Source organism: Anaerolentibacter hominis (assembly GCF_032380675.1).
In the GTDB taxonomy this organism is placed as follows: Bacteria; Bacillota; Clostridia; order Lachnospirales; family Lachnospiraceae; genus Anaerolentibacter; species Anaerolentibacter hominis.
Genome location: NZ_JAWDIX010000001.1, coordinates 1698439 through 1722804, shown reverse-complemented (window position 1 = coordinate 1722804; position 24366 = coordinate 1698439). Strand labels below are relative to the sequence as shown.

26 protein-coding genes, 1 tRNA gene and 1 other annotated feature are annotated in these 24366 nt (G+C 47.6%); of the genes, 18 read left to right on the top strand and 9 right to left on the bottom strand.

Annotated elements, in window-relative coordinates; genetic code table 11:
* Positions 1 to 53: 53 nt before the first annotated feature.
* Positions 54 to 126, bottom strand: a tRNA-Ala gene (locus ABCW47_RS08000).
* Between the two features lie 170 nt (positions 127 to 296).
* Between ABCW47_RS08000 and ABCW47_RS07995 the strand changes: the two genes are divergently transcribed.
* From ABCW47_RS07995 to ABCW47_RS07980, 4 genes are all read left to right on the top strand, one after another.
* A complete protein-coding gene (locus ABCW47_RS07995) occupies positions 297 to 971 on the top strand; it encodes a lysoplasmalogenase family protein (RefSeq protein ID WP_343209329.1) in 675 nt (224 codons plus the stop codon).
* A gap of 238 nt (positions 972 to 1209) precedes the next feature.
* Positions 1210 to 1338 carry a hypothetical protein gene (locus tag ABCW47_RS07990; protein WP_343209328.1) on the top strand — a complete coding sequence of 43 codons (129 nt, stop codon included), beginning with the start codon at positions 1210 to 1212 and terminating at the stop codon, positions 1336 to 1338.
* A 66-nt stretch (positions 1339 to 1404) separates the two neighbouring features.
* The gene (locus ABCW47_RS07985; RefSeq protein WP_343209327.1) at positions 1405 to 2397 is read left to right on the top strand and encodes a helix-turn-helix transcriptional regulator; all 993 of its coding nucleotides are present in this window, start codon (positions 1405 to 1407) and stop codon (positions 2395 to 2397) included.
* Between the two features lie 57 nt (positions 2398 to 2454).
* The gene (locus ABCW47_RS07980; RefSeq protein ID WP_343209326.1) at positions 2455 to 3291 is read left to right on the top strand and encodes an undecaprenyl-diphosphate phosphatase; all 837 of its coding nucleotides are present in this window, start codon (positions 2455 to 2457) and stop codon (positions 3289 to 3291) included.
* 52 nt (positions 3292 to 3343) lie between these two features.
* On the opposite strand, the gene ABCW47_RS07975 is transcribed toward ABCW47_RS07980, so the two are convergent.
* Entirely contained in the window at positions 3344 to 4216 is an 873-nt protein-coding gene (locus ABCW47_RS07975; RefSeq protein WP_343209324.1) for a DegV family protein, read from the bottom strand.
* A gap of 293 nt (positions 4217 to 4509) precedes the next feature.
* Here ABCW47_RS07975 and ABCW47_RS07970 point away from each other — a divergent pair, with 293 nt between their 5' ends.
* On the top strand, positions 4510 to 4809 hold the full coding sequence (locus ABCW47_RS07970) for a DUF1330 domain-containing protein (RefSeq protein WP_343209323.1): 300 nt from the start codon (positions 4510 to 4512) through the stop codon (positions 4807 to 4809).
* Between the two features lie 196 nt (positions 4810 to 5005).
* Here the strand turns inward: ABCW47_RS07970 and ABCW47_RS07965 are convergent, their stop codons facing one another.
* Positions 5006 to 5479: a hypothetical protein gene (locus ABCW47_RS07965; RefSeq protein WP_343209322.1), complete on the bottom strand. Its 474-nt coding sequence runs from the start codon at positions 5477 to 5479 to the stop codon at positions 5006 to 5008.
* A gap of 129 nt (positions 5480 to 5608) precedes the next feature.
* Complete coding sequence (locus tag ABCW47_RS07960; protein ID WP_343209321.1) at positions 5609 to 5806, bottom strand: hypothetical protein; 198 nt, start codon at positions 5804 to 5806, stop codon at positions 5609 to 5611.
* Between the two features lie 252 nt (positions 5807 to 6058).
* On the opposite strand from ABCW47_RS07960, the gene ABCW47_RS07955 reads away from it, so the two are divergent.
* The 7 genes from ABCW47_RS07955 to ABCW47_RS07925 all read left to right on the top strand — a co-directional run bounded on the left by ABCW47_RS07955 (position 6059) and on the right by ABCW47_RS07925 (position 11223).
* Positions 6059 to 6427, top strand: a complete 369-nt coding sequence (locus ABCW47_RS07955) for a VOC family protein (protein WP_343209320.1) — start codon at positions 6059 to 6061, stop codon at positions 6425 to 6427.
* Between the two features lie 204 nt (positions 6428 to 6631).
* On the top strand, positions 6632 to 7366 hold the full coding sequence (locus ABCW47_RS07950; protein WP_343209319.1) for an AzlC family ABC transporter permease: 735 nt from the start codon (positions 6632 to 6634) through the stop codon (positions 7364 to 7366).
* 74 nt (positions 7367 to 7440) lie between these two features.
* Entirely contained in the window at positions 7441 to 7776 is a 336-nt protein-coding gene (locus tag ABCW47_RS07945; RefSeq protein ID WP_343209617.1) for a branched-chain amino acid transporter permease, read from the top strand.
* A gap of 19 nt (positions 7777 to 7795) precedes the next feature.
* Positions 7796 to 9166, top strand: coding sequence for an alpha-amylase (locus tag ABCW47_RS07940; RefSeq protein WP_343209318.1), 1371 nt, complete (start codon positions 7796 to 7798; stop codon positions 9164 to 9166).
* Positions 9167 to 9357: 191 nt separating this feature from the next.
* On the top strand, positions 9358 to 9741 hold the full coding sequence (locus ABCW47_RS07935) for a GntR family transcriptional regulator (protein ID WP_343209317.1): 384 nt from the start codon (positions 9358 to 9360) through the stop codon (positions 9739 to 9741).
* Positions 9742 to 9759: 18 nt separating this feature from the next.
* On the top strand, positions 9760 to 10611 hold the full coding sequence (locus ABCW47_RS07930; RefSeq protein WP_343209316.1) for an ABC transporter ATP-binding protein: 852 nt from the start codon (positions 9760 to 9762) through the stop codon (positions 10609 to 10611).
* Positions 10612 to 11223: an ABC-2 transporter permease gene (locus tag ABCW47_RS07925; protein WP_343209315.1), complete on the top strand. Its 612-nt coding sequence runs from the start codon at positions 10612 to 10614 to the stop codon at positions 11221 to 11223.
* A 64-nt stretch (positions 11224 to 11287) separates the two neighbouring features.
* Here the strand turns inward: ABCW47_RS07925 and ABCW47_RS07920 are convergent, their stop codons facing one another.
* Entirely contained in the window at positions 11288 to 13030 is a 1743-nt protein-coding gene (locus ABCW47_RS07920) for an ABC transporter ATP-binding protein (protein ID WP_343209314.1), read from the bottom strand.
* 201 nt (positions 13031 to 13231) lie between these two features.
* Between ABCW47_RS07920 and ABCW47_RS07915 the strand changes: the two genes are divergently transcribed.
* Positions 13232 to 14323: a glycerol dehydrogenase gene (locus ABCW47_RS07915; RefSeq protein ID WP_343209313.1), complete on the top strand. Its 1092-nt coding sequence runs from the start codon at positions 13232 to 13234 to the stop codon at positions 14321 to 14323.
* Between the two features lie 192 nt (positions 14324 to 14515).
* On the opposite strand, the gene ABCW47_RS07910 is transcribed toward ABCW47_RS07915, so the two are convergent.
* The 3 genes from ABCW47_RS07910 to ABCW47_RS07900 all read right to left on the bottom strand — a co-directional run bounded on the left by ABCW47_RS07910 (position 14516) and on the right by ABCW47_RS07900 (position 17446).
* Positions 14516 to 15313, bottom strand: coding sequence for an ABC transporter ATP-binding protein (locus ABCW47_RS07910; RefSeq protein WP_343209312.1), 798 nt, complete (start codon positions 15311 to 15313; stop codon positions 14516 to 14518).
* On the bottom strand, positions 15300 to 16211 hold the full coding sequence (locus ABCW47_RS07905) for an ABC transporter permease (RefSeq protein ID WP_343209311.1): 912 nt from the start codon (positions 16209 to 16211) through the stop codon (positions 15300 to 15302). Before ABCW47_RS07905 ends, ABCW47_RS07910 begins: the two co-directional genes overlap by 14 nt.
* A gap of 245 nt (positions 16212 to 16456) precedes the next feature.
* Positions 16457 to 17446: an ABC transporter substrate-binding protein gene (locus ABCW47_RS07900; protein WP_343209310.1), complete on the bottom strand. Its 990-nt coding sequence runs from the start codon at positions 17444 to 17446 to the stop codon at positions 16457 to 16459.
* A 191-nt stretch (positions 17447 to 17637) separates the two neighbouring features.
* On the opposite strand from ABCW47_RS07900, the gene ABCW47_RS07895 reads away from it, so the two are divergent.
* The 4 genes from ABCW47_RS07895 (at position 17638) to ABCW47_RS07880 (ending at position 22634) form a co-directional block, all read left to right on the top strand.
* Positions 17638 to 17943, top strand: coding sequence for a Dabb family protein (locus tag ABCW47_RS07895; protein ID WP_343209309.1), 306 nt, complete (start codon positions 17638 to 17640; stop codon positions 17941 to 17943).
* Entirely contained in the window at positions 17933 to 18844 is a 912-nt protein-coding gene (locus ABCW47_RS07890) for a radical SAM protein (RefSeq protein WP_343209308.1), read from the top strand. Before ABCW47_RS07895 ends, ABCW47_RS07890 begins: the two co-directional genes overlap by 11 nt.
* A gap of 69 nt (positions 18845 to 18913) precedes the next feature.
* Positions 18914 to 19173 (top strand) — a binding site (T-box leader).
* A gap of 313 nt (positions 19174 to 19486) precedes the next feature.
* Positions 19487 to 20854 carry a TrpB-like pyridoxal phosphate-dependent enzyme gene (locus tag ABCW47_RS07885; RefSeq protein WP_343209307.1) on the top strand — a complete coding sequence of 456 codons (1368 nt, stop codon included), beginning with the start codon at positions 19487 to 19489 and terminating at the stop codon, positions 20852 to 20854.
* Between the two features lie 391 nt (positions 20855 to 21245).
* Positions 21246 to 22634: an aminopeptidase gene (locus tag ABCW47_RS07880; protein ID WP_343209306.1), complete on the top strand. Its 1389-nt coding sequence runs from the start codon at positions 21246 to 21248 to the stop codon at positions 22632 to 22634.
* Positions 22635 to 22678: 44 nt separating this feature from the next.
* On the opposite strand, the gene ABCW47_RS07875 is transcribed toward ABCW47_RS07880, so the two are convergent.
* Positions 22679 to 23143 (bottom strand): hypothetical protein, encoded by a 465-nt coding sequence (locus ABCW47_RS07875; RefSeq protein WP_343209305.1) that lies wholly within the window; start codon positions 23141 to 23143, stop codon positions 22679 to 22681.
* 432 nt (positions 23144 to 23575) lie between these two features.
* On the opposite strand from ABCW47_RS07875, the gene ABCW47_RS07870 reads away from it, so the two are divergent.
* Positions 23576 to 24286, top strand: a complete 711-nt coding sequence (locus ABCW47_RS07870) for a FadR/GntR family transcriptional regulator (protein ID WP_343209304.1) — start codon at positions 23576 to 23578, stop codon at positions 24284 to 24286.
* Positions 24287 to 24366: the final 80 nt, after the last annotated feature.

Genomic DNA, 24366 nt, shown 5'->3' with positions numbered 1-24366 from the left:
TATTTTGGATAGAATGAAAAAACTCACAGGATAAAAGCCTGTGAGTTTTTTCATGGAGACGGTGGGACTTGAACCCATGGCCTCTTGCATGCCATGCAAGCGCTCTCCCAACTGAGCTACGCCCCCGTACTTCTTTATTTTATAAGAAAACAGTGTAAAAATCAATACTTAAAAAAGCTGTCTGCAACATTTTATGGGTAAGAAACGGATAGGCGGGGGATGGTTAAGAAGAGAAATGTTCGGTATACTTTAAAACAGGAACAATACCGCATAGTTTGGGAGGGGGACGGTTTCAGATGGTGAGGCATCCAGAATGGAGATTTCGGCTTTTTATCCTGGCAGAAGCCTGTTTGTATCTTGTGTTTGTATCCGGAGATGTATTCGGTTGGCTGTCTGCAGGGGTAACTGCAAGGTTTAAATATATCGGAATATTGTTATGTGTGTTTTTCCTGATATCGAATGATAGCCGCATAAGAAGCTTTCCGCTTGCACTTGGTCTTTTGCTCACGGCAATTGCCGACTGGTTTCTCCTGTTTACAGAGGCGGCGCTTCCTGGGGTCCTTCTATTCTGTCTGATTCAATTCTGCTATCAGGCAGAACTGGGCGGAAAGAGAGGAATCACGATTATGCTGCCGGCGGGGCTGATCACCGGTGTTACAGCAGCAGCTTGTGCAGGCCGGCATGGAGGCAGCCTGCTCTTAGGGGCGGCGGGATTTTACGCGGGCATCGAAGTATTTAATATCGTGTCTGCTGTAATAAAGGCCGTTCCACTGCAAAAGAAACAACAATTGTATCTGCCGGCGGGGCTGATTCTGCTGTTTATCTGTGATCTGTTTGTGGGAATTTATAATCTGCCCAGGTTCCTGCCGGGTACCTTTTCCGGGACATTCCATGCAACAGCCGGCAATCTGATCTGGGTATGTTATCTGCCTTCCCAGTTACTGATTTGCAGCGCAGCCCTGGGGAAATGAATGAGAATAAAAATTCAAGTATGCCTCGGCGTACGTGCTGCGAGCCGCCGGAGGCTTTATCTTGGAAGGAGACTGGGCTCCCACCAAGACGAATTTGTTATTTACTCACCACCTATAGAGGTGGGAGTCTTATCTACTTCCATGATAAATAGAGTCCGGTTTATGGGACTTTGAATGTGATATCCTTCTGAATAACAAATAGCGAATCAATATGAAATTTCAGAAGGAGGGTCCATTTATGTACGAAAAATACGAAATAGTATACCGGTTTGATCATTATGTTATAATTAACAGAGGAAACGGAAGAGTAGAATGTCACTGCGACAATTATCAGGAGGCCCGTGAGGAGATGAGCCTGCTGCCATAACTGTTATAAGACGGCAGGATAACTTCCGGATGCAGCATAAAATACATGGACAAAGGAGCTTTTAATATGCCAAGAGCTGTCAGCCAGAAACTAAAAATACTATATCTCATGCAGCTTCTCTTAGAACAGACCGATGAAGAGCATACGGTTTCCATGAAGGAGATTATCAGCTATCTGGAGAACAATGGTATAACGGCGGAGCGAAAGAGCATCTATGCCGACGTGGAAGCACTGCAGCAGTTCGGTATGGATATTATCAGCCGGAGAGAAAAGCCGGCCGGCTATTATCTTGCCAGCCGACAGTTTGAACTGCCGGAATTAAAGCTTCTGGTGGATGCGGTTCAGGCTTCCAAGTTTATTACCTATAAGAAGTCCTCAGAGCTGATTAAGAAGCTGGAAAGCCTGGCCAGCCGCTATGACGCCGGTAAACTGCAGCGTCAGGTCTTTGTGGCAAACCGGATAAAGACGATGAATGAAAGCATTTATTATAATGTGGATAAGATACATACGGCAATATCAGAAAATGTCCAGATTACATTTCAGTACTATGAGTGGTCGGTGGAGAAGGAAGAAAAGCTAAAGAAGAACGGTGACCGTTACCGGATCAGCCCCTGGGGACTGACCTGGGAAGATGAAAATTACTATATGATCGGCTATGACGAGCAGGCGGAGATGATCAAGCATTACCGTGTGGATAAGATGCTTAATATTGCTCTGACAAAACGGATGCGTCAGGGAAAAGAGCGGTTCACAAATTTCGATATGGCCCGTTATTCCAGAAAAACATTCGGTATGTTCGGCGGCCGGGAGGAAATGCTGACTCTGGAGTTTGAGAACCGCTTTGTAGGTGTTGTCATCGACCGTTTTGGCAAAGAGGTAAACATAAGGAAGGCGGATGAGGCACATTTTCTGGCCAGAGTGGAGGTTGTGGTGAGCCATCAGTTCTTTGGCTGGCTGACAGGCCTTGGCACGGGAGCGAAGATTATAAAACCGGAGCCGGTGGCTCTGGAATATAAGAATTATCTGAGAGGGATCATGGAAGGATACCACGATGAATAAAATAGAATAAGGAACCTGACTGTGCCGGCTGGACAGGTGCGGGGATGGGAGAAGTGAATGCAGTGGTTTGAGATAATCAAGGCAGTTATTTTGGGAATCGTGGAAGGAATTACGGAGTGGCTTCCGATCAGCAGTACCGGGCATATGATTCTTGTGGATGAATTCTTAAAGCTTGGCTTATCAGATGCCTTTAAAGAAATGTTTTTTGTTGTGATCCAGCTGGGAGCGATCCTGGCGGTGGTGGTGATATTCTGGAAACGGCTGATACCATTTACGGTAGAACGCGGGAAATGCAGGATACATAAAGACACGGTAAAAATGTGGCTGCTGATTATTCTGGCCTGTATTCCTGCCGGAATTGCGGGAATCCTATGGGATGATGAGATTAATCAGTTATTTTATAATTATCAGACAGTGGCAAACGCCCTGATCGTCTATGGCGTGCTGTTTCTTCTTATCGAATGGAAGAATAAGGGAAAGCAGCCGGTGATTAACAGCATAGCAGAATTGACCATACCGACGGTTCTGGTGATTGGACTGTTTCAGCTTCTGGCCGCCGTGATACCAGGGACGTCCAGATCAGGGGCTACGATATTTGCAGGTATTTTAATGGGAACATCCCGCAGCGTGGCGGCAGAATTTACATTTTATCTGGCAGTACCGGTTATGCTGGGCGCCAGTGTGCTGAAACTGGCAGGGTTCGGTTTTTCCTTTACCGGCCTGGAACTGGCCGTGCTGGCCGCCGGCATGGTAACTGCCTTTGTGGTTTCCATGCTGATCATCCGTTTTCTGATGAACTATGTCAAGAAGCATGATTTCAGAGTATTTGGATGGTACCGGATCGCTCTGGGAGTCGTGGTACTTATTTTCTTCCGCTTTTTTGCGGGAGCGTGAGAGAGACAATACGGAGAAAACGCCGGAATGAAAAACATTCCGGCGTAATTTATTATTTTCTCTTATTTCCGAAGTACAGAAGCCCGATCGCACCAGGACCTGCATGTACGCCGATGCTGGGGCTGACATCGTTTATTACGATATTTGTATAGCCCATCTTTTCTTTGAGAACCTTTTCAATATATTTTGCATCCTCGAGACAATTTGCATGAGCGATAGCCACCGGACGGTTTTTATCCACGTTCTCCGGCACTGTCTCGGACATCTTCTGGAGCAATGTATTTAATGACTTTTTCCTGCCGCGTACGGTTCCGCCTGGAACTAAATTACCCTCCGGCGTCACATAGAGCAGCGGCTTTACACTGATCATGCTTCCGATAATAGCCGTTGCCTTGGAGACACGGCCGCCTCTTTGCAGATGATGAAGATCATCAACAGTAAACTGTATATTATAGTAGAGTTTTTCTTCATTCAGGATATCGGCGATTTCATCTTTGGACTTGCCGGCTTCCTTCAATTCAAAAGCACGGAACACCAGTAGGGATTCGCCCAGAGACACACTCAGGGAATCAATCACCGTTATGGACGCTTCCGGGTACTCTTCAAGCAGTTCTCTCACCACCATCATGACGTTATTGTAACTGCCGCTCAGTGCGGAGGAGAAAGCGATATGAAGGATGTCCAGACCTTCTTTCAGCAATGGCTCAAAACGGGCCCGGATCACCTCCGGGTTATTTGCCATGGAAGTGGGAAGCTCGCCTTCCCTCATTTTCTGATAAAATTCGTCGGGGGTCATATTCAGCTCATCGCCGTAGACCGTATCACCGAAAGCGTAGTACTGGGGCACGATTGTCATATTATGCTCTTGTATAAAAGACGCGGGTAAATCGGAATTGGAATCCGCCGTAATTACAAACTCTCTCATTCTATTAAATTCTCCCTTATTCTCATTTGCTATTGCAAATATAACCTTAAGGCCTACAAATGTCAATGGTGTAAAGGGCTCTTTTTCAAGAATAGGCCAATATTAAGGTATTTTTAAGAAAAGCTTTGGCTGTACTTTGGAAATGTGTTCCATATCCAGACCAAAGTATATCAGAAACATGTGCTGCCGTAATGAGGCCGGATTGACAAGCCCCCGGCCGTATTTTACACTAATAAAAAAACGAGTTTTCAGAACGGATATTATGTGCCTGTACAGGTGAGAAGGAGGATACGATGTCGTGTTATTTTATCGTGGATACTTATATCGACGAGCAGCAAGGACGTGGAGAATACGATGATTATATTCAGTTGGTTAAGCCGGTTGTGGAGCGTTACGGCGGAGAATACCTTGTGAGGACGGAGAAGATCAGCAGCCTGAGCGGCAAAAGAAATCCCCAGAGGGTGATTGTGATACGGTTTGATAACAGAGAGCAGTTAGACGCTTGTTTTTCATCACCGGAGTATCAGGTAATTATGTCAAAACGAACTGGAAGTGTGGACAGCAGAGCTGTTATTGCTGAAGGGCTTGACTGAAAAATGATAGATATCCGGGCGGCCGTTTTTGAACTTCGGCTGCCCGGATGAGAGTTCAAGTACGCCTCGGCGTACTTGCTGCGAGCCGCCGGAGGCTTTATCTTGGAAAGAGACTGGGCTCCCATCAAGACGAATTTGTTATTTACTCACCACCTATAGAGGTGGGAGTCTTATCTACTTCCATGATAAAAAGGAGTCAGCAAAGAACGATAATCTTACTGGGTGTCGTCTGAGGAGGTATACTCTTTGTTGCTGCTCCATAGTAAACAATCAGGTCATGGTCGCCCGGATCACAGGCGAAGCTCTGTCCGTTGGTCGTTACGATATCCACAGAACTTGGCAGATTAAGTTTCAGAGAAGCATCGGAGGCGGTAAGGGTCTGATCGAAATAGCCGATCATCACCTGTTCTTCGCGATTTAATGTGCCGGTTATGATTGCCTGATATTGAGGCGGATAGATCAGCGGCACGGGCATGTGGGCATCGAAAAAGGCAAAAATGTAAAGCCCGGGTACGAGTCTCACACTGTCAACCACATAGGTTTCCGGCGATACGATTATAGTAATCGGGCCGTTATCGGTCTGCAGCAATACCTGTATACTGCAGCAGTCATTATAGGGAGAAATGCTTTGTACCAGGCCATAAATTGGCAGATAAGAAGAATAATCCATAGAAATAGCCTTTTCTTTTATAGTATGATGCGTATGAAACTTTGGTTCTGCGGATAATATAAGAGTGGGCTGACAGGAAAATCCGGGCGCAAAACGCCCGGACGGAGAAGAGCCTGTCCGGAGGACAGGTTAGATTTTAGGCTGGGAGTCTTTGCTTTTCTTCCGGACCGTGGTGGGAAGAAAATCATATACTTCCAGGTAGGATTCCATCTCTGCTTCAGAAGCCGGAGCAGCGGGTACTACACCGGTGCAGTCGGTTGCGGAACAGGCATTGATGTCGATATCATACATAGAATCCTCATTAATTTTACTGATCTTTTTATCCATACGATTTCCATGCTGCCGTTTTTACACGGCCCTGTCCGGAATTGAAGAATACCTGGCAGTAAAGAGAACCGGACAAAAGGAACATGGCCTCCATAATAAATTTTCATTTACTGCGTTGTTCAGGTTTTCACTTTTAGTGTCTGGTTATTTGAATGAAATTATGTCTGGAAATTAGACACAGGGTTTTCAGATGACAGGGAATGATTTCTCTGATAAAATGAGTACAGGCAGAATAGAAAGGAGATGACTGATTTGAAATTTACATTTGCACATAATAACTATAATGTAAGAAATCTGGAGACTTCCATAGAATTTTATGAAAAGGCTCTGGGTTTGAAAGAACAGAGGAGAGTTGCGCCGGAATCGGGAGAGTTCCAGATTGTATTTATGGGTGACGGCGAATCGAAGCATCTGCTGGAACTGACATGGCTCAGGGACTGGGACAGACCGTACAATCTGGGGGATAATGAGTTTCATCTGGCTTTTGAGGTGGAAGAGTTTGAGGAAGCCTTGAAAAAACACAGAGAAATGGGCTGTGTCTGTTTTGAAAATGAAGGCATGGGAATTTACTTTATCAGTGATCCGGACGGATACTGGATTGAGATTATTCCGAAAAAGTAAATATTGTTATTATATGAAGGAAAAATGGTGCTTTTGGGTCAAAAAGCACCATTTTTTTACTGTGATCGGCGTCATTGTTCGGGTATGTAAGCCGAACAGAGCTTGCGGCGCATTGCAGTATTGTGGTAAAATAGACAACAGTTTTGATTACGGTATCCCGGCCGCGACCGCGCCGGTTTTTGTATTATGGGAGGTGAATGTTGTATGGACAAGGATAAAAAAGAGATGTGGAAGAAGGCCTTTCGGGCCGCATTTCCTCAGACGATACCGGTTCTGACCGGGTTTGCTTTCCTTGGTATCGCCTACGGAGTGCTGATGAATACGAAGGGGTACGGAGTGCTGTGGAGCTTTCTGATGAGTGCGGTAGCGTTCTGCGGAAGTATGCAGTTTGTGGCGATTACGCTCTTAACCATTCCGTTTAATCCGCTTCAGGCGTTTCTGATGTCCCTGATGGTGAACGCTAGGCACTTGTTTTACGGGATTTCCATGCTGAAAAAGTACAGGGGATTGGGTAAAATAAAAGGTTTTTTAATTTACACGATGTGTGATGAGACATTTTCTATTGCATGCAGTGCCGAGGTGCCGGAGGGAGTGGACCGGAAATCGTTTTATTTCTTTATCTCTCTGCTGGACTACCTGTACTGGATCGGGGGCTCCGTAATAGGAGGGCTGCTGGGCGGTCTGGTCAGCTTTGATACAAAGGGGCTGGACTTCGTACTGACGGCGCTGTTTGTCGTCATATTTTTAAATCAGTGGGAGAACCGGAAGAACCGGCTGCCTGCAGCAATCGGGGTGGGGATCTCTGCTCTTTGTGTCATCTTATTTGGAGCGGATCAATTTATTATTCCCGCTATGATCGGGCTCCTGGTGTGTTTAACCCTGTTGAGGAAACCTCTGGAGAAAGCGGAAGTTTCAGAAGAAACGGAACTTAGTGCATAGACAGTTAAAAGAAGGAGAGAGGCAGACTGCAGGCCCAGGGCAGGCGGTTTGCCGTGAGAATAAATAGTATGAATATGTTTTTGACACCTCTTGAAACGCTGGGGATTATCGGAGCGGTTGCACTGGGAACCATATTAACCCGGTTTCTGCCCTTCCTTTTATTTCCGGATAGAAAGACACCGCCCAGATACATATCCTATCTGGGCAAGGTACTTCCCTGCGCGGTAATCGGCCTGCTGGTCGTGTACTGCCTGAAAAATATAACCTTCACTGCATTGGGAGGCTGGCTTCCGGAATTGATTGCTATCGGGAGTATCGTGCTGCTCCACAGCTGGAAGAAGAATACACTGCTGTCAATTGCAGGCGGAACGGTTATCTACATGCTGCTGGTACAGTTTGTCTTTATATAATGCAAGAAAGGACCGGGGAATGGATAAAAACGGAACGATCATGCAGTTTTTTGAATGGTATCTGCCGGAAGACGCTTCCTTTTGGAGGCTGGCCGGCGGGAGGGCAGGGGAACTGGCTGAAACCGGCATAACTGCGGTATGGCTGCCTCCGGCCTATAAAGGCGCAGGCGGCATACGGGACGTGGGATATGCGGTGTATGATCTTTATGATCTGGGGGAATTTGATCAGAAAGGATCGGTGCCTACCAAATATGGAAACCGGGACGAATACCTGGCGGCCATTCAGACATTTCAGAAGAATGGCATCAACGTGTATGCGGATATTGTGCTGAATCACCATATCGGTGCGGACGGAATGGAGACAATTAAAGCGGAGGAAGTGGACAGTCAGAACCATCTTATGACCACTTCCCCGTCTGAAGAGATAGAGGCCTGGACGAAATTTGATTTTCCGGGAAGAGAAGGTAAATATTCCGGTTTCAGGTGGAACTGGACGCATTTTGATGGGGTGGACTGGGATCAAGAGTCGATGAAAAGCCGTATTTACCGATTCACCGGTAAGAAATGGGAAGATTCCGTGGACACGGAGCATGGAAATTATGATTATCTTATGGGAGCGGACGTGGATTTCTCCAATCCGGAGGTTGTGCAGGAGCTGACCGCCTGGGGCAAGTGGTATCTGGATACAACGGGTATTGACGGATTCCGCCTGGATGCGGTCAAGCATATTACCTCGTATTTTTACCGGGACTGGCTTCCGGAAATGAGGCGGCATTCCGGAAAAGAGCTCTTCGCGGTTGGGGAATACTGGCATCAGGACAGGAATGTCCTGGAGAGGTACCTGGGACTTGTGAACGGGGATATGTCCCTGTTTGACGTACCTCTTCATTTTAATCTGTTTCAGGCCTCCTGTCAGGGAGAAGGGTATGACCTGAGGCGGATTCTTGACGGGACGCTTGTTAAGGAGAATCCGGTAAAAGCGGTTACGTTCGTAGACAATCACGATACCCAGCCGGGCCAGGCGCTGACTTCATTTGTCCAGCCATGGTTTAAGCAGGCGGCATATGCCTTGCTTCTGACCAGACAGGAGGGTTACCCATGTGTATTCTACGGGGATTACTACGGAATTCCTCATGATGACATTCTTCCCGTGGAGGGACTTTCAAGCCTGATTGCCGTGAGGCGGGACTGTGCCTATGGCGCGCAGCACGATTATCTGGATGACGCCCATCTGATCGGGTGGACCAGGGGGGGGAGAGCACTCTGGCTGCTTCCGGGCTGGCCGCTCTGGTATCCAACAGAGGACCCGGTACGAAGAATATGTATGTGGGGGAACGGCTTGCCGGACTTTGGTTTAAAAATATATTTAACGGCGGAGAACGTGTGCTGATCGGCGTGGACGGCTGCGGGGCATTTACCGTCGGAGTCAGCGGGGCCGCTGTGTATATACCGGAATAGAATAGAGACCATCTCCTCTGGGTACAGGAGGGGGTGGTCTTTCACATTTTTCATTAAATATCTTGACAGAAGAGCAATATTGTATATAATGAATATATACAATATAGAGAAAGGGCTATTTCAGTGAATATTGTAATCAGTAATACCAATGGGATTCCAATTTATGAACAGATCAGTTCACAGATCAAGGCAATGATTCTTTCCGGCGAGCTGAAGGAAGGGGACGCCCTTCCGTCTATGCGGCTTCTTGCCAAGGAACTTCGCATCAGCGTGATTACCACAAAGCGCGCTTACGAGGAACTGGAGCGGGAAGGATTTATCGTATCGCTGACCGGTAAAGGCAGCTTTGTCGCGGAGAAAAATACCGAATTTATCCGGGAAGAGCATCTCAGGAGCATAGAGAATCACATGAAGGAAATTGTGAAAGCCTCCGCCCTGTGCGGGCTGTCGATTGAAGAACTGATTGAATTACTTAAACTGTTTTATAACGATTCATCAGACCTATAAAAAGGAGAGAGAGTAGAAATGTCAGAGCTTGCGTTGTCCTTACAGAATGTAACCAAGAAGTACCCTTCCGGCTTTACGCTGGATCATGTTTCCTTTGATCTGCCAGGCGGCTGTATTATGGGTTTTATCGGTGAGAACGGAGCTGGTAAAAGTACGACAATTAAGCTGATTCTGGATTTGATCAACAGGGACAGCGGCAGCATTACCCTGTTGGGGAGAAGCAATGTGAACTTTCCCAAGAAGAAAAAAGAAGAGATCGGAGTAGTGTTGGATGAGAGCTGTCTGCCCGACACCTGTTCCGTTAAAATGGTTGGTTCCATTATGCGTTCCATCTACAGCAGCTGGAATCAAAATAAATACAATGAACTGATCCGGAAATTCGATCTGCCGGAGAAAAAGCTGATCAAAGATTATTCCAGAGGGATGAAGACGAAGCTTTCTATCGCCGTGGCGCTGGCCCACAATCCCAAGCTGCTGATCCTGGATGAGGCGACCAGCGGACTGGACCCGGTTGTCAGAGATGAGATACTGGATATTTTCCTGGATTTTATCCAGGAAGAAGATCACACAATACTGATTTCTTCCCATATACTCAGCGACCTGGAGAAAATCTGTGATTATATTACTTTCATTCATAAGGGCAAAGTTCTCTTCTGCAAACCGAAGGATGAGCTGCTGGAAGAGTATGGGGTGCTCAAGTGCTCGGAGAAGGATCTGGCGTCCATTGACCCTTCTATTATCAAAGGCGTGCGAAAGAATCAGTTCGGCGTGGAAGCTTTGGTACTGAGAAAAGAGTTGCGGGGCAGTCACGTAGTAGACAGAGCCAATATCGAAGATATTATGCTGTATCATGTGAAGGAGGAGAGATAAATGGGCGGCTTGCTGAAAAAAGATCTGAACATATTAAAGAGCCAGGGCAAAACACTGGGCATTGTAATTTTTGTCTATGCCATCATCAGTATGATGAATAAAAATATATCCCTTTTCGCAGGATTTGTTATGATATTCATGGTAATACTGCCGATTAATACTCTTGCTTATGATGAAAAAGCAAATTGGGATAAGTACGTCCTGACGATGCCGATTTCCAGAAATGATATCGTTGTCAGCAAATATATCCTGTCCCTTATCTTGCAGGCCGTCGGTTTTTGCCTGAACATGATTATGCAGGGCATCCTGGGGATGTATAGTAAAGAGAACCTATATGCGATTTTACTTATCTCAGCGCTTGCCATTGTGTACAACATATTGATGCTTCCTGTGCTTTTTAAGCTGGGCGCGGAGCGGGGAAGGATTGCGATGATGCTGATTTTTCTGATTCCCTTTGCTCTTATCATGATTGTCTCGAAAATGAATATTAATCTGCCTGATTTGGTCTGGCTGATGGATTATGTATGGCTGTCACCGGTTATCCTGGTGGTATTATTCCTGCTTTCCATGCTGGTTTCCATGCGGATTTATAAGAAAAAGGAACTGGCATAAGGAAATATGTAACTGAGTTAAAAATAAGAGAGCCCTCGGCGTAAATGCCGGGGGCTCTAAGTATCTATTCCATATAGTCGATGTCCCGGCTCATCTGATTCAGGCTGCGGTAGAGCCCATCCTGGTTTACCAACTCCTGATGGTTACCCCTCTGAACGATTCTGCCCTTGTCCAGCACCAGAATCTGATCGGCATTTCGAATTGTGGAGAGCCGGTGGGCAATGGCCACAATCGTACGGGTACCGGCCAGAGCCAGGATTGCCTCCTGAATTTCCTTTTCCGTCTTCACGTCCACGGAAGCGGTGGCCTCGTCCAGAATGATAATGGGGGACTTTCTGAGAATCGCCCTGGCAATGGCAATACGCTGTTTCTGACCTCCGGAGAGGCGCATACCCCGTTCGCCCACATGAGTATTGTACTGGTCGGGCATATCCAAAATATTGTCGTGAATCCGTGCGGCTTTCGCCGCTTCGATAATTTCCTCCATAGAAGCATCCGGCTGGGCATATCCGATATTTTCAGCAATGGTACCGTTAAAGAGAAAGGTGTCCTGGAGCACCGGAGCGATGTTCTTGCGCAGGCTGTCCAGGGTTACCTCCCTGACATCAGTGCCGTCAACGAGCACCCGGCCTTTAACCGGGTCATAGAACCGGGAGATCAGCTGTGTCATGGTAGTCTTGCCCACACCGGTGGGACCGACGAGAGCGATCATTTGGCCTGGCTTACAAGTAAAGCTGATATTTTGCAGAACCGGAGATTCTTTCTCATAGGCAAAGGAAACTTCATCAAACGTAATTTCACCGGCAACCTGTTCCAGCACAACTGCATCCGGCTTATCCTTTATTTCACGGTCCGTGTCCAGGACAGCCATCACCCGCTCGGCGCCGGCATATGCCTGCTGGGTATCCTCCAGAAGCTTGCCGAGGCCTGAAATAGGAGTATAAAACAGAGAAAGGTAGAGCAGGAAAGCAACAATATCCGAGACCGAGAGAGAACCATGAAAGGCCAGGACACCGCCTACCCCTACAACAATGACGGTTCCGATGGACGAGAGAAATTCGACAGTTGGATGGAACACCGCGCTTACATTTAAGGCATGGAGCATAGCCTTTGTAAAGACCCTTGCCTGACCGGTGATCTGTTCCTGCTCATATTCCTCCTGACCGAAGGCCTGTATCTCATGAATACCGGAGAAATTGTCCTGGAGCTTGGCATTGAGGCCGGCAAGCGCTTTCTGGGATTTCCGGAAATTGGGACGAACCTTTGTAGTAAAAATCCATCCGGAAAAAAGGATAAACGGGATCGGAATACAGGTCAGCAGAGCCAGCTTTGGATTAATCACCAGAAGCACGGCCATCACCCCGATTACCGTTACCGCGTTTGTGACCATCTCCGGTATGATATGTGCGTAGAGCAGCTCAAAAGTGGCCGTATCATTGACCACACGGCTCATCAGATCACCGGTCTGCTTATCATGAAAATAGGACATAGAGAACTTCTGAATGTGATCATAGAGCCGGACACGCAGATCCTCCACCAGATTCCAGGCGGCCTTGTGGGCCAGATAGTTACTCAGATAGCGGAACAGGATTCTGGATAAATAGAGCAGGACCAGAATAACCGTGATTTTCCCGATTTCACGGAGCATGGTTTCTGTCGCCCCCTGTTCCAGCAGCCCGGTCATGGATGAAAGCAGGGACGGTACAATCAGGTTGACAATAGTCAGCGCAAAGGTGGAAAGTATGGCGATCAGATATAACCCCTTATATTTGATCGCGTCCTTTCCCATCCGCCATAACAGTTTCATGATGAATCTCCCCCTCCTGAAGAAAAAAGCTAATATTATTTTAACATTGGCCCGGGAAAAAGGGAATAGCAGGAACTATAAGTAAGAAGGAAAGGTATGTGATCCGGGAATGGCCTGAACATTAAAAAAATATAGCAGCTTACCGGCAAGTATGTTATTATATTAACGAAGTTAAATCATTAGGAAAGTGAGGATTATATCATGGCAAATATATTAATCGCTCCTGGAAAGTATGTACAGGGAAAAGGGGAATTGGGAAACATCGCATCCTATGTGATTCCCCTTGGCAAAAAGGCACTGTGCCTTGCCAGTGAGAGCGGATTAAAGAGAGTAAAGGAAACCGTTGATTCCAGCTTCGGCGCATCGGAAGCAACGGTCGAGTATGAATTATTTAACGGAGAGTGCTGCATGACGGAAATTAACCGTATCATGGGAATTTGCTCTGACAGGAATATTGAGGTAGTCATTGGTATCGGCGGCGGCAAGATTCATGATACCACGAAGGCAGTGGGATACTTCCAGGACATTCCGGTTGTCATTGTTCCTACGATTGCATCTACCGACGCTCCCTGCAGCGGACTGTCTGTTATCTATACAGATGAAGGTGTGTTTGAACGGTATTTGTTCCTGAAACAGAATCCGAATGTTGTACTGGTGGATACTGACGTGATTGCCAAGGCTCCTGCCCGTCTGCTTGTGGCAGGTATGGGAGATGCGCTGGCAACCTACTTTGAAGCCAGGGCATGTGAAGCAAGCAACGCGTCTACCTGTGCATTCGGAACAACGACGATGGCAGCGCAGGCACTTGCCAGACTCTGCTATGAGACACTGCTGGACGAAGGATTCAAAGCCAAACTGGCGGTTGAGAAAAAGGTCTGCACGAAGGCGGTTGAGAAGATTATTGAGGCCAATACACTGTTAAGCGGAATTGGATTTGAGAGCGGCGGCCTGGCAGGGGCGCATGCGATCCACAACGGCTTTACCGTACTGCCCCAGTGCCATGGCATGTACCATGGAGAGAAGGTGGCATTTGGCACCCTGGTTCAGTTGGTGCTGGAAAATGCTCCGATGGAAGAGATCGAAGAAGTGCTCAGTTTCAGTATTGAGGTTGGACTGCCTGTCACGCTGGAAGAACTGGGAATTGAGGAAGTAAAGGCGGAGGAGATCATGGCAGTAGCCAAGGCAACTTGTGCGGAGGGTGAGTCCATTTATAATATGCCGTTTGCCGTAACGCCGGAGGATGTCTATGCAGCGATTCTGGCAGCAGATCAGCTGGGGAAAGAATATATTTAAAAGGCAATGAAGAAGGAAGAATGAAAAAAGTGATAGCGGGCCGAAAAGCGGGTATGCTTTTCGGCCCGGTGAAAACCGCAGCCCGGGCTGCGGGTGAAAGATTCCTTCGGAAGTGAAAGAGCCCTCGCGGGGCAGTAGAGACAAAGAGATTATGATTTTAAGGGGATATTGCGTTTGCAGTATTCCCTTTTGTTATTTTGTCAGCAGTACCCGGTCGGTATCGAATTCTCTGCTGCATTTCTGACGATACAGCTCGATCAGTCCGGTGACGGTCATGGCCTTGCGTTCTTCTCCGGTCAGATCCAGAACGATCCTGCCGTCTTCCAGCATGAGCGTCCTGGTTCCAAGCTCCAGGGCAGAGTTTATGTTATGAGTGATCATCATTGCCGTCAGATTTTTTTCTGTTATGATGCTTTTGGTTATGGCTAATACTTTTTCTGCTGTAATAGGGTCCAGCGCGGCGGTATGCTCATCCAGCAGCAGCAGCTTCGGCGTTATCATGGTACTCATGATCAGGGTGACAGCCTGCCGCTGACCGCCTGAGAGCAGCCCCATCCGGGTTTTCATCCGGTCCTCCAGACCCATGTCCAGCCGGGAGAGAAGCTCGCAGAAGACATCACGGTCTTTTTTCCTGAGGGCAGGAGAGAGGGGGCGGCGGTTGGCCTTGGAATATACCAGAGCCAGATTTTCTTCAATTGTCATATGGGGAGCGCTTCCCCGCATGGGGTCCTGAAACAGACGCCCGATTTCCGATGCCCGGAGGTATTCTTTTTCGTAAGTGATATCCCTGCCGTCCAGGATGATATGACCTGCGTCCAGCCAGAAGTTTCCGCAGATTGCATTAAAAAGGGTAGATTTGCCGGCGCCGTTGGAACCGATAATGGTAACAAATTCACCGGGGGACAGAGTCAGATTTAAGTCATCCAGAGCGATCTGTTCATTGGGTGTTCCACGGTCAAATATCTTTTTTGCATATTTAATTTGAAGCACGGTCTTTTCCCTCCTTTTTAATCTTATGCTCCGCCCATTTCTGCTGAATGGCAGGGATAGAGAGTGCGATCGCGACAATCACGGCGGAGAGGAGTTTAAAACCATACGCCGGGAAGAAATCGGTCTTAAGAGCCAGAGCAATGATAAAACGGTAAATGATGGAACCGGTAAGAGCGGAGATAAAGCTGACGGCAAGAGAACGCCGTCCGAAGAATACCTCGCCGATTATGACCGATGCCAGCCCCACAACGATGATACCCACACCGGTATTAATGTCGCCGAAGCCCTGATACTGGGCCAGAACCGCGCCGGAAAGGGCAATGAAGCCATTGGCGATTGCCAGGGCAATAATCTTCATGGAATCCACATTAATGGAGGAAGCCCGTACCATATGTTCATTATCCCCGGTGGCGCGGATGCAGAGCCCCAGGTTTGTACGGAAAAACCAGACGAGCAGGGCAATGGCCAATATGGAGATAACAGCAATAATCAGCAGTTTGATTAGATTGCGGTCGATACCGGCCAGTTTGTCGGCAAAAAAGGAGAACAGGGTTGTCTTTCCAAGCAGAGAAATATTCGGCTGTCCTCCCAAGATAAACAGATTAACGCTATAGAGACCGCTCATGGTCAGAATACCAGCCAGAATAGGGTGGATGCCAGCCTTGGTCTGAAGCAGTCCGGTCACGGTGCCGGCAAGCATTCCTCCGGCGATACCTAGTAAAATGCCAAGGAACGGATGACCATGGAACGACAGAATAGAAGAGATAGCCACCCCGCAGGTGAAGCTTCCCTCTGCCGTCAGATCCGGAATATCCAGTATCCGGAATGTAATTGTAACCCCCAGGGCCAGCCAGGCATAAATAAATCCCAGCTGGAGGGAACCGATAATCAGAGTCATAACAAGGTCCTTTCTCTATAAGCAATGCTGCAAGGCAGCATGCCCTGACTTGTAATATGTATAGGACAAAAGGTTGCTGCAAACTGTCATTTGCCGCAACCTTGTTCAAGTACGCCTCGGCGTACTTGCTGCGAGCCGCCGGAGGCTTTATCTTGGAAGGAGACTGGGCTCCCACCAAGACGAATTTGTTATTTACTCACCACCTATAGGGGTGGGAGTCTTATCTACTTCCATGATGAAAAACCTTATTCCAGAGTGATAACAGAGTCGCCGGAATATTTGCTGCTGTCAACGCCCACAGCCTCTGCCGTAGTTTTGTTCACCACGGTTGTAAATGTATCCAGTGTGACAGCGGGGATATCCTTAAGGGCTGTTCCCTTAAAGAATTTATCCGCCATATCCGCGGACATGGCTCCGATCTGTTTGTCGCTTACGCTGACGGTTGCCAGGGCGCCGGAAGCAACCATGACAGGAGAGCTGCCGTAAACAGGTATCCCGGCATCCTTTGCGATAGAAGCCAACTGATCCATTGCCGTCTGCACGGTACTGTCAATGGGTACGTAGATGGCATCCACATCCCCCACCAGGGCCTGGGCAGCCTGTGCTACATCGGAAGAATTGACAACTGTTTTCTCAATATATGCTACATTCTGACCATCCAGATATTTTTTTGCATTTTCTACCGTTAGAACCGCGTTAACTTCGCTGCTGCAATAAACGATTCCATACGTCTTGATATCCGGTGTCAGTTCGTCAGCCAATTTAAAAATTTCATCCACCGGAACAGCATTAGAAGTGCCGGTTGCATTTTTATCCGGTGTTTCCATTTCTGTCATGACACCGGCCCCCACCGGATTCGTCACAGAAATGAAGATGACAGGTTTTTCTGCGCCGGACTCGATATTCGCATTGACGACGGCCTGTGTGGCCGGCGTTACTATGGGAACAATCAGGTCAACGTCGGAACCCATCAGTTCCTGGCAGATAGAATTTAACGTAGTGGCATCACCCTGCGCATTCTTGGTATCATAGAGGATATTGCTGTCATCATAGCCCAGTTCCGCCATTCTTGCTACAAAGCCGTCCTTCATATCGGTAAAAGCACCGTTATCGGCCAGCTGGACAAAGGTTACCTTTTTTACTTCCTGTTCTTCTTTTTTACCGCAGCCTGTCAGAGCAGAAACGGTAAAGGCGAAAAGAAGGAAGAGAGCGGAAAATCGTTTTAATTTCTTCATAGTGTACCTCCTACTATCAAACCCCAATTTTAACATCTGTAATTAAAGCATAAAGAAGAAAGGTTGTCAACAAGTGCAGAGGCGGACCGCAGAGGGGAACGCTGGCAAAAGTTAACCGGCAGGATGGTCTTTTATTAGAATACAGAATGTGTTACCATATAAGAAAAAAATTCGCAAAGGCGGGAGAGAGCATGATCAGACATATGGTGTTTTGGACCTTGACAGAAGAAGCCAGGGGAGAGAAGAGAGAAGCGGCAATGACGGCTATGAAAGAATCGGCGGAGAGGATGGGCCGGTTAATTCCCGGAGTTTATAAGCTGGAGATTGGTGAAAATCTGGCCGGGGGTCCTCACGACTTTGTGTTTTACGGAGAATATGAGAGTATGGAGAAGTTGAGGGAATTCCAGGATCATCCTCTTCATCAGGCCCATAAGGAGATGGCAAAAGACTGGGTGACAAACCGTGCCTGTGTGGACTATGAAATGGATGGAAAATAAGATGATCCCGGAATATGAATGCTGTACGCTCTGTCCGAGAGAATGCAGAGTAAACCGAAACCGGGGAGAACGGGGCCGATGCCGTTCGGATGGAGAACTGAAGGTTGCCAGGGCTGCCCTTCATATGTGGGAAGAGCCGTGTATTACCGGAAGCAGAGGGTCCGGAACAATCTTCTTTGCCGGATGCAGTGTGGGATGTGTGTTCTGCCAGAACAGAGAAATCGCTGGGGGAGACGCCGGGAAGATAATCCCTCTATCCAGATTAGTTGAAATCTTTTATGAGCTCCGGGATAAGGGGGCGCATAATATTAACCTGGTTACCGGGACTCATTATCTGCCTCAGATCGTGGAGGCAATCGGGACGGCGAAGCGACAGGGGTTTCCCCTGCCCTTTGTCTATAACAGCAGCGGATATGAAAAAGTCTCCGCCCTGAAACAGCTGGAGGGCCTGATTGATATATATCTGCCGGATTTTAAATATGCCGCTCCGGAACTTGCAGCCAGATATTCTTCTGCTCCGGATTACTTTGATGCCGCCGTACCGGCTCTGGAAGAAATGGTGAGACAGACGGGAGAACCGAAGTTTAGCTCTGACGGGCTGATGAAAAGGGGCGTGATCGTGAGACACCTTGTCCTGCCGGGTCATACGGAAGATTCAAGGGAGGTCATACGCTATCTCTATGAAACTTATCGGGATCAGATCTATATCAGTATTCTGAATCAGTTTACCCCCTGCGGAAATTTAACACAATTTCCGGAGCTTGACAGAACCCTTACAGAGCTGGAATACGATGATGTGGTGGACTATGCGATAGAACTTGGGGTGGAGAATGGATTTATTCAGGAAGGAGAAACGGCAAAAGAGAGTTTTATTCCTCCGTTTAATCTGGAAGGCGTTTAAATAGAACTGAAAAACTGATTGACAAGAAGGTTGATTTCGATTATCATAATTTGTAACTTCATACGTATCAGTAAACCATTGATTGAGAAGAGTAGCTGTTTTGAAGCATTTTCAGAGAGCGGTGCAGAGGTGGAAGCATCGTATTGCAGAGATGGTAAATGGGCTCAAGAGGGCGGCAGGAAAGCGATGAGCGAGTAATGGCCGACGGGGACTTCACCCGTTATCCGGGAAGCATATATGAATGAATGTGTATATGAGTTTGAGTGGTCTGTATTTCAGACAATTTAGGTGGTACCGCAGAGCGATTAATCAGAGTCTTTGTCCTAGTGATAGGAGAGGGCTCTTTTTTCATACCCAAGAAAATTTGTCTTTTCTTGGGTATGAAAAAGCTCCGCAAGGAAGCGCACTGAGGCGGAAAGGAAAATGCCGCTGACGCGGCCAGCCTCAGGCGCAGAGTTCGCTTTGCGAACTCTAATTTTATAGCTACGAGCCGTGGACAGCCGTAAAGCGAGCAACCGCGAAGTGGTTGCGGAGCTTGTATGGCGGGCAGAAAAGGTATGAAAAGGCTCCGCTGGAAGCGCACTGAGACGAAAAAAGCAAGAACAACAAATCATGAATCATATAGAAAGAGAGGAATGAAAAATGAGCAAAGTCCCTTATAAAATTTATCTGGAAGAACACGAGATGCCGAAAAGCTGGTTAAATATCCGGCCGTTTATGAAAGAACTGCCCGATCCCATCCTGAATCCGGCAACCCTGAAACCCTGCACGGTGGATGAACTGCGTCCGGTATTCTGTGATGATCTGGCGGAGCAGGAAATGAATGTTACGGATAAGTACATTGAGATCCCGGAGGAGATTAGAAACTTTTATAAGATGTATCGTCCCTCCCCGTTAGTGCGGGCATATAATCTGGAAAAACTGCTGGATACGCCCGCCGAGATTTACTACAAATTTGAGGGAAATAATACGTCCGGTTCTCACAAATTGAATTCTTCCGCTGCTCAGGTTTATTATGCGAAGAAACAGGGGCTGACCAGTGTCACCACAGAAACGGGAGCCGGCCAGTGGGGAACTGCTCTGGCGATGGCCTGTGCATTCTTTGGTTTGGATTTGACTGTATTTATGGTTAAGGTATCGGCAGAACAGAAGCCATATCGGAAAGCTCTCATCGAAACCTATGGAGGAAAAGTAATTCCATCCCCGTCTGATACCACAGAGGTGGGACGCAGGATTCTGGCAGAAAACCCCGGAACCGGCGGATCACTGGGATGCGCGATTTCCGAGGCGATGGAGGTAGCGTTAAAGACGGATAACTGCCGTTATGTGCTGGGAAGTGTTTTAAATCACGTACTGCTTCATCAGAGCGTGATCGGTCTGGAGGCAAAAGCGGCGCTGGATAAATATGATATTGTACCTGATGTTGTCATCGGATGCGCCGGCGGCGGTTCAAACCTGGGCGGTCTGATTGCTCCCTATATGGCGGACAGACTGGAAGGTAAGAACAACATAGAATTTGTTGCCATTGAACCGGCTTCCTGCCCATCCCTTACCAGAGGAAAATATGCTTATGACTTTGGAGATACCGGCAGAATGACTCCGCTGATGAAAATGTACACACTGGGCAGCGGCTTTATTCCATCTCCGAACCACGCGGGCGGCCTGAGATATCATGGAATGTCTTCTATTTTGTCAAAGCTGTATCATGACGGCTACATGACCGCGCGTTCCGTGGAACAGACCAAGGTCTTTGAGGCGGCGGCAACGTTCGCAAAATGCGAAGGAACGCTCCCGGCTCCGGAATCCTCCCATGCTATACGTGCGGCTATGGATGAGGCTTTAAAATGCAAAGAGACCGGAGAGAAAAAGAAGATTCTGTTTGGCCTGACGGGTACCGGTTATTTCGATATGTCAGCCTATATGGCATACCAGAATCATACAATGACAGATTATGTGCCGACTGACGAAGAACTGGAAAAAGGATTTGCAACCCTTCCCAAGATTGACTGAGAAACTTAAGCAGTATTTATATATAGAAGAAACAGGCTCCGGAGAACAGGAATGCGGCTCTCCGGAGCCTTTTCTATGAAACAATATTTTATACCGGATTTGTCGAAAAAGGGATGTTTATGGTATAATGTCGACAGACATTATACCAGTGCCGAAGCGCAAAAGGCCGTAGGCCTTTTCCAGTGCGCGGAGTGCACATCCCCCGAAGGGTACCATAACGTTTTGCAGTTATGGTATACTAATCGAAAGCGCAGCCCGAAACCGAGAAATCCGAAGGATTTAGAGGCTGCATGGCTTGGAAGGAAAGTGCGTAAGGCCTGGGATTATGGAATAGATAACGAGACTAGCTATAGAATAGATACCAGAGTAAAAATAGGGAGGAACAGCAGATATGGAACGAAAAAACGCCTGGAGCAAATACGATGACGCAGATTTAACCCGGATGCAGAGACTCTGTGATGATTACCGTCATTTTCTGGATGTGGGAAAGACGGAACGGGAATGTGTGAAGGAAACGATACGGCTGGCAGAGCAGGCCGGTTATGTGGATATTGAAAAGGTGCGGGAGAGCGGCAGGACACTTGCCGCGGGGGATAAAGTATACGCCGTATGCATGGGCAAGGCGATTATCCTGTATCAGATCGGTGAAGAACCGATGGAACAGGGGATGAATATTCTGGGAGCCCACATTGATTCCCCGCGTTTGGATTTAAAGCAAAATCCCCTGTATGAGGATTCGGATATGGCTTACCTGGATACTCATTACTACGGCGGAGTGAAGAAATACCAGTGGGTGACGATTCCGCTGGCCATTCATGGTATTGTAGCCCAGAAGGACGGAAGAGTGATTCAGGTTAATATAGGAGAAGCACCGGAAGATCCGGTCTTTGGCATTACTGACCTTTTGATTCACCTGGCGGGAGCCCAGATGGATAAGAAAGGAGCCAAAGTGATTGAGGGGGAGGATCTGGACATCTTAATCGGAAGCCGGCCTGTCCAGGTGGAGGAAGAAAAGGCCACCGTAAGGGATGGTATCCTGAAAATATTGAAGGATCGTTACCGTATGGAAGAAGAAGATTTCCTCTCCGCGGAACTGGAAGCTGTTCCTGCAGGAAAAGCCAGGGAGTTCGGACTGGACCGAAGCATGATTATGGCCTACGGACAGGATGACCGGGTCTGTGCCTTTACCTCATTAGCGGCGCTGTTAGAGCTGTCCGGGGAGACGCTAAAAAGGACCGCCTGCTGTATCCTGGTGGATAAGGAAGAGATCGGGAGCGTGGGGGCGACCGGCATGCAGTCCAGATTCTTTGAAAATGCCACGGCGGAGGTTATGGAAGCGGCGGGAGTGTACACGGAATTAAGGCTGCGCAGGGCATTGTCCAATTCCAGAATGTTGTCCTCCGATGTGAATGCAGCCTATGATCCGGCTTATTCCAGCTATTTTGAAAAGAAAAATACCGCATACTTTGGCAGAGGCATGGTATTTTCCAAATATACGGGAGCCCGGGGCAAATCCGGCTCTAATGATGCGAATGGAGAGTTTATTGCCAGAATCCGCAGGATACTGGATGATCATGAGATTTCCTTTCAGACCGCGGAGCTGGGCAAGGTGGACGTGGGAGGGGGCGGCACAATAGCTTACATAGCTGCCCTTTATGGAATGGAAGTCATTGACTGCGGTGTGGCTGTCCTGTCCATGCACGCGCCCTGGGAGGTAACCAGCAAGGCGGATATCTATGAGACGAAGAAAGGGTATCGGTGGTTCCTGCTGGAAGCATAGAATATATTAGTACAGGCCGCTGTAATCACACAGCGGCCTGTATTTTAAAATTTGGACTTTTCATAATTATATGGAATACTCGTACCAACGACCACATCCTCGATCTTTTCAATAATCAGCCAGTCGTCCATATTTCCCTGATGGTCAAAATCCAGCGGGGCGATCTCGTGCACATCTTTAAATTCTACCAGACAGAGACATTTTTTATGCCAGCGAACCTTCTGCTTTTCCGACAGATTCAGATAGGGCTGGTTTTCATCCAGAATCCTGTCTATTTCCTCATCGGTCAGCTTTACATAATTTTTTACCTCTTTCACAACAGCAGCGGCTGTGATTTTGCCGGTTCCCTTCTCCATAAAATAAAGAGATTCTCCTTCAAATACACGGCTGTGGGGAATCTTCCTTCCTGCTGCTCCGCGTACGACCATGGTTTTTGTACCTGCCAGAATTTTATCCAGCACTTTTTCGCCTTTTTTTCCAATATTATCGCAGTAAACTAAATGTACCATTTATTTTCTTTCCTCCTCAAGTAGTATGGGTATCCATATCTGACTGGAATACTCTTCGCTGTAGGCATTGCCGTCACTGTACCACTCAAGCTCCGGACAGGGAGCATGAGCAAAGGGATATTTCACAAGCCGCTCTTCATTCAGATACCTCCACCCTTCCTGGTTTGTTCCTTATAACAGTCAGATGATGAAAAGTTCGTACTCTCTATTTTACCATGTCCGGACAGAAGATACCTCTTATTTTCTGCACCGGATGGATAGCAATAGCTGGAAAATACGGATTCCCTGTGAAAGTTCACAATCGGGAGCCTGCTTTTGCGGTAATTCTGACTATATTGCATGGAAAGTAAAAAATGTTCTGTTTTTTTGAGGATTAAGGTTGACAAATTCGCTCCCTGTGCTACAATGCAAATAAAGGAGTTGTCAGACAAGTTGGAGAATGCAGCGCATAAAAATATAACCGAACAGGTTGTGGATTATTTAAAAGAGAATATTGTTAACGGTATGTGGAAGCAGGGAGAACGGATCAGTTCCGAGAATGTCCTGACAGAAGAGCTTCAGGTGAGCCGGGCCAGTGTGCGCTATGCGATTCAGCATCTGGTGGCGGTGGGAGTCCTGGAAAGTTTTCAGGGCAAAGGGACGTTTGTCAAGTCGATTCCGGTGGAGGACATCCTGACGAAGATTGATAAAATGTATGTCAATTCGGATATGGAACAGCTCCTGGAGTTCCGTGTCATGATCGAGGTGGAGAGCTGCCGGCTGGCGGCCAGGCGAATAACCAAGGAAGGCCTGAATGAATTGAAGATCCGCCTGGTTAACATGATGACCAGCATGCATGATAAGGAAACATTTATCCATGAGGATATGGAGTTTCACCATGCGATTCTGAGAGCAACCGGGAACCGGATGATCGCCAGAAGCATGGAGTTAATTAACCGTGAAGTGACGGTTCAGCATCAGCTCTTTAATACCAGGGACAAGATGGATCAGGCTATCATGTACCACCGTGATATTCTAGCTGCCCTGGAAGCCGGAGACGGAGAAGCGGCGGCGAAGCATATGTCCGATCATCTTCTGAATCTGAAGAACTATATCGACAAGCGGGAAGAGGTTTCAGAGGTCCGGACAAGTACAGACGAGTGAGACATTTTCTGTGTTTGACTTGTCTTACAACCAGAAATAAGTAAACAGGGATGAAGCTTCGCGCTTTGTCTTTGAAGGGC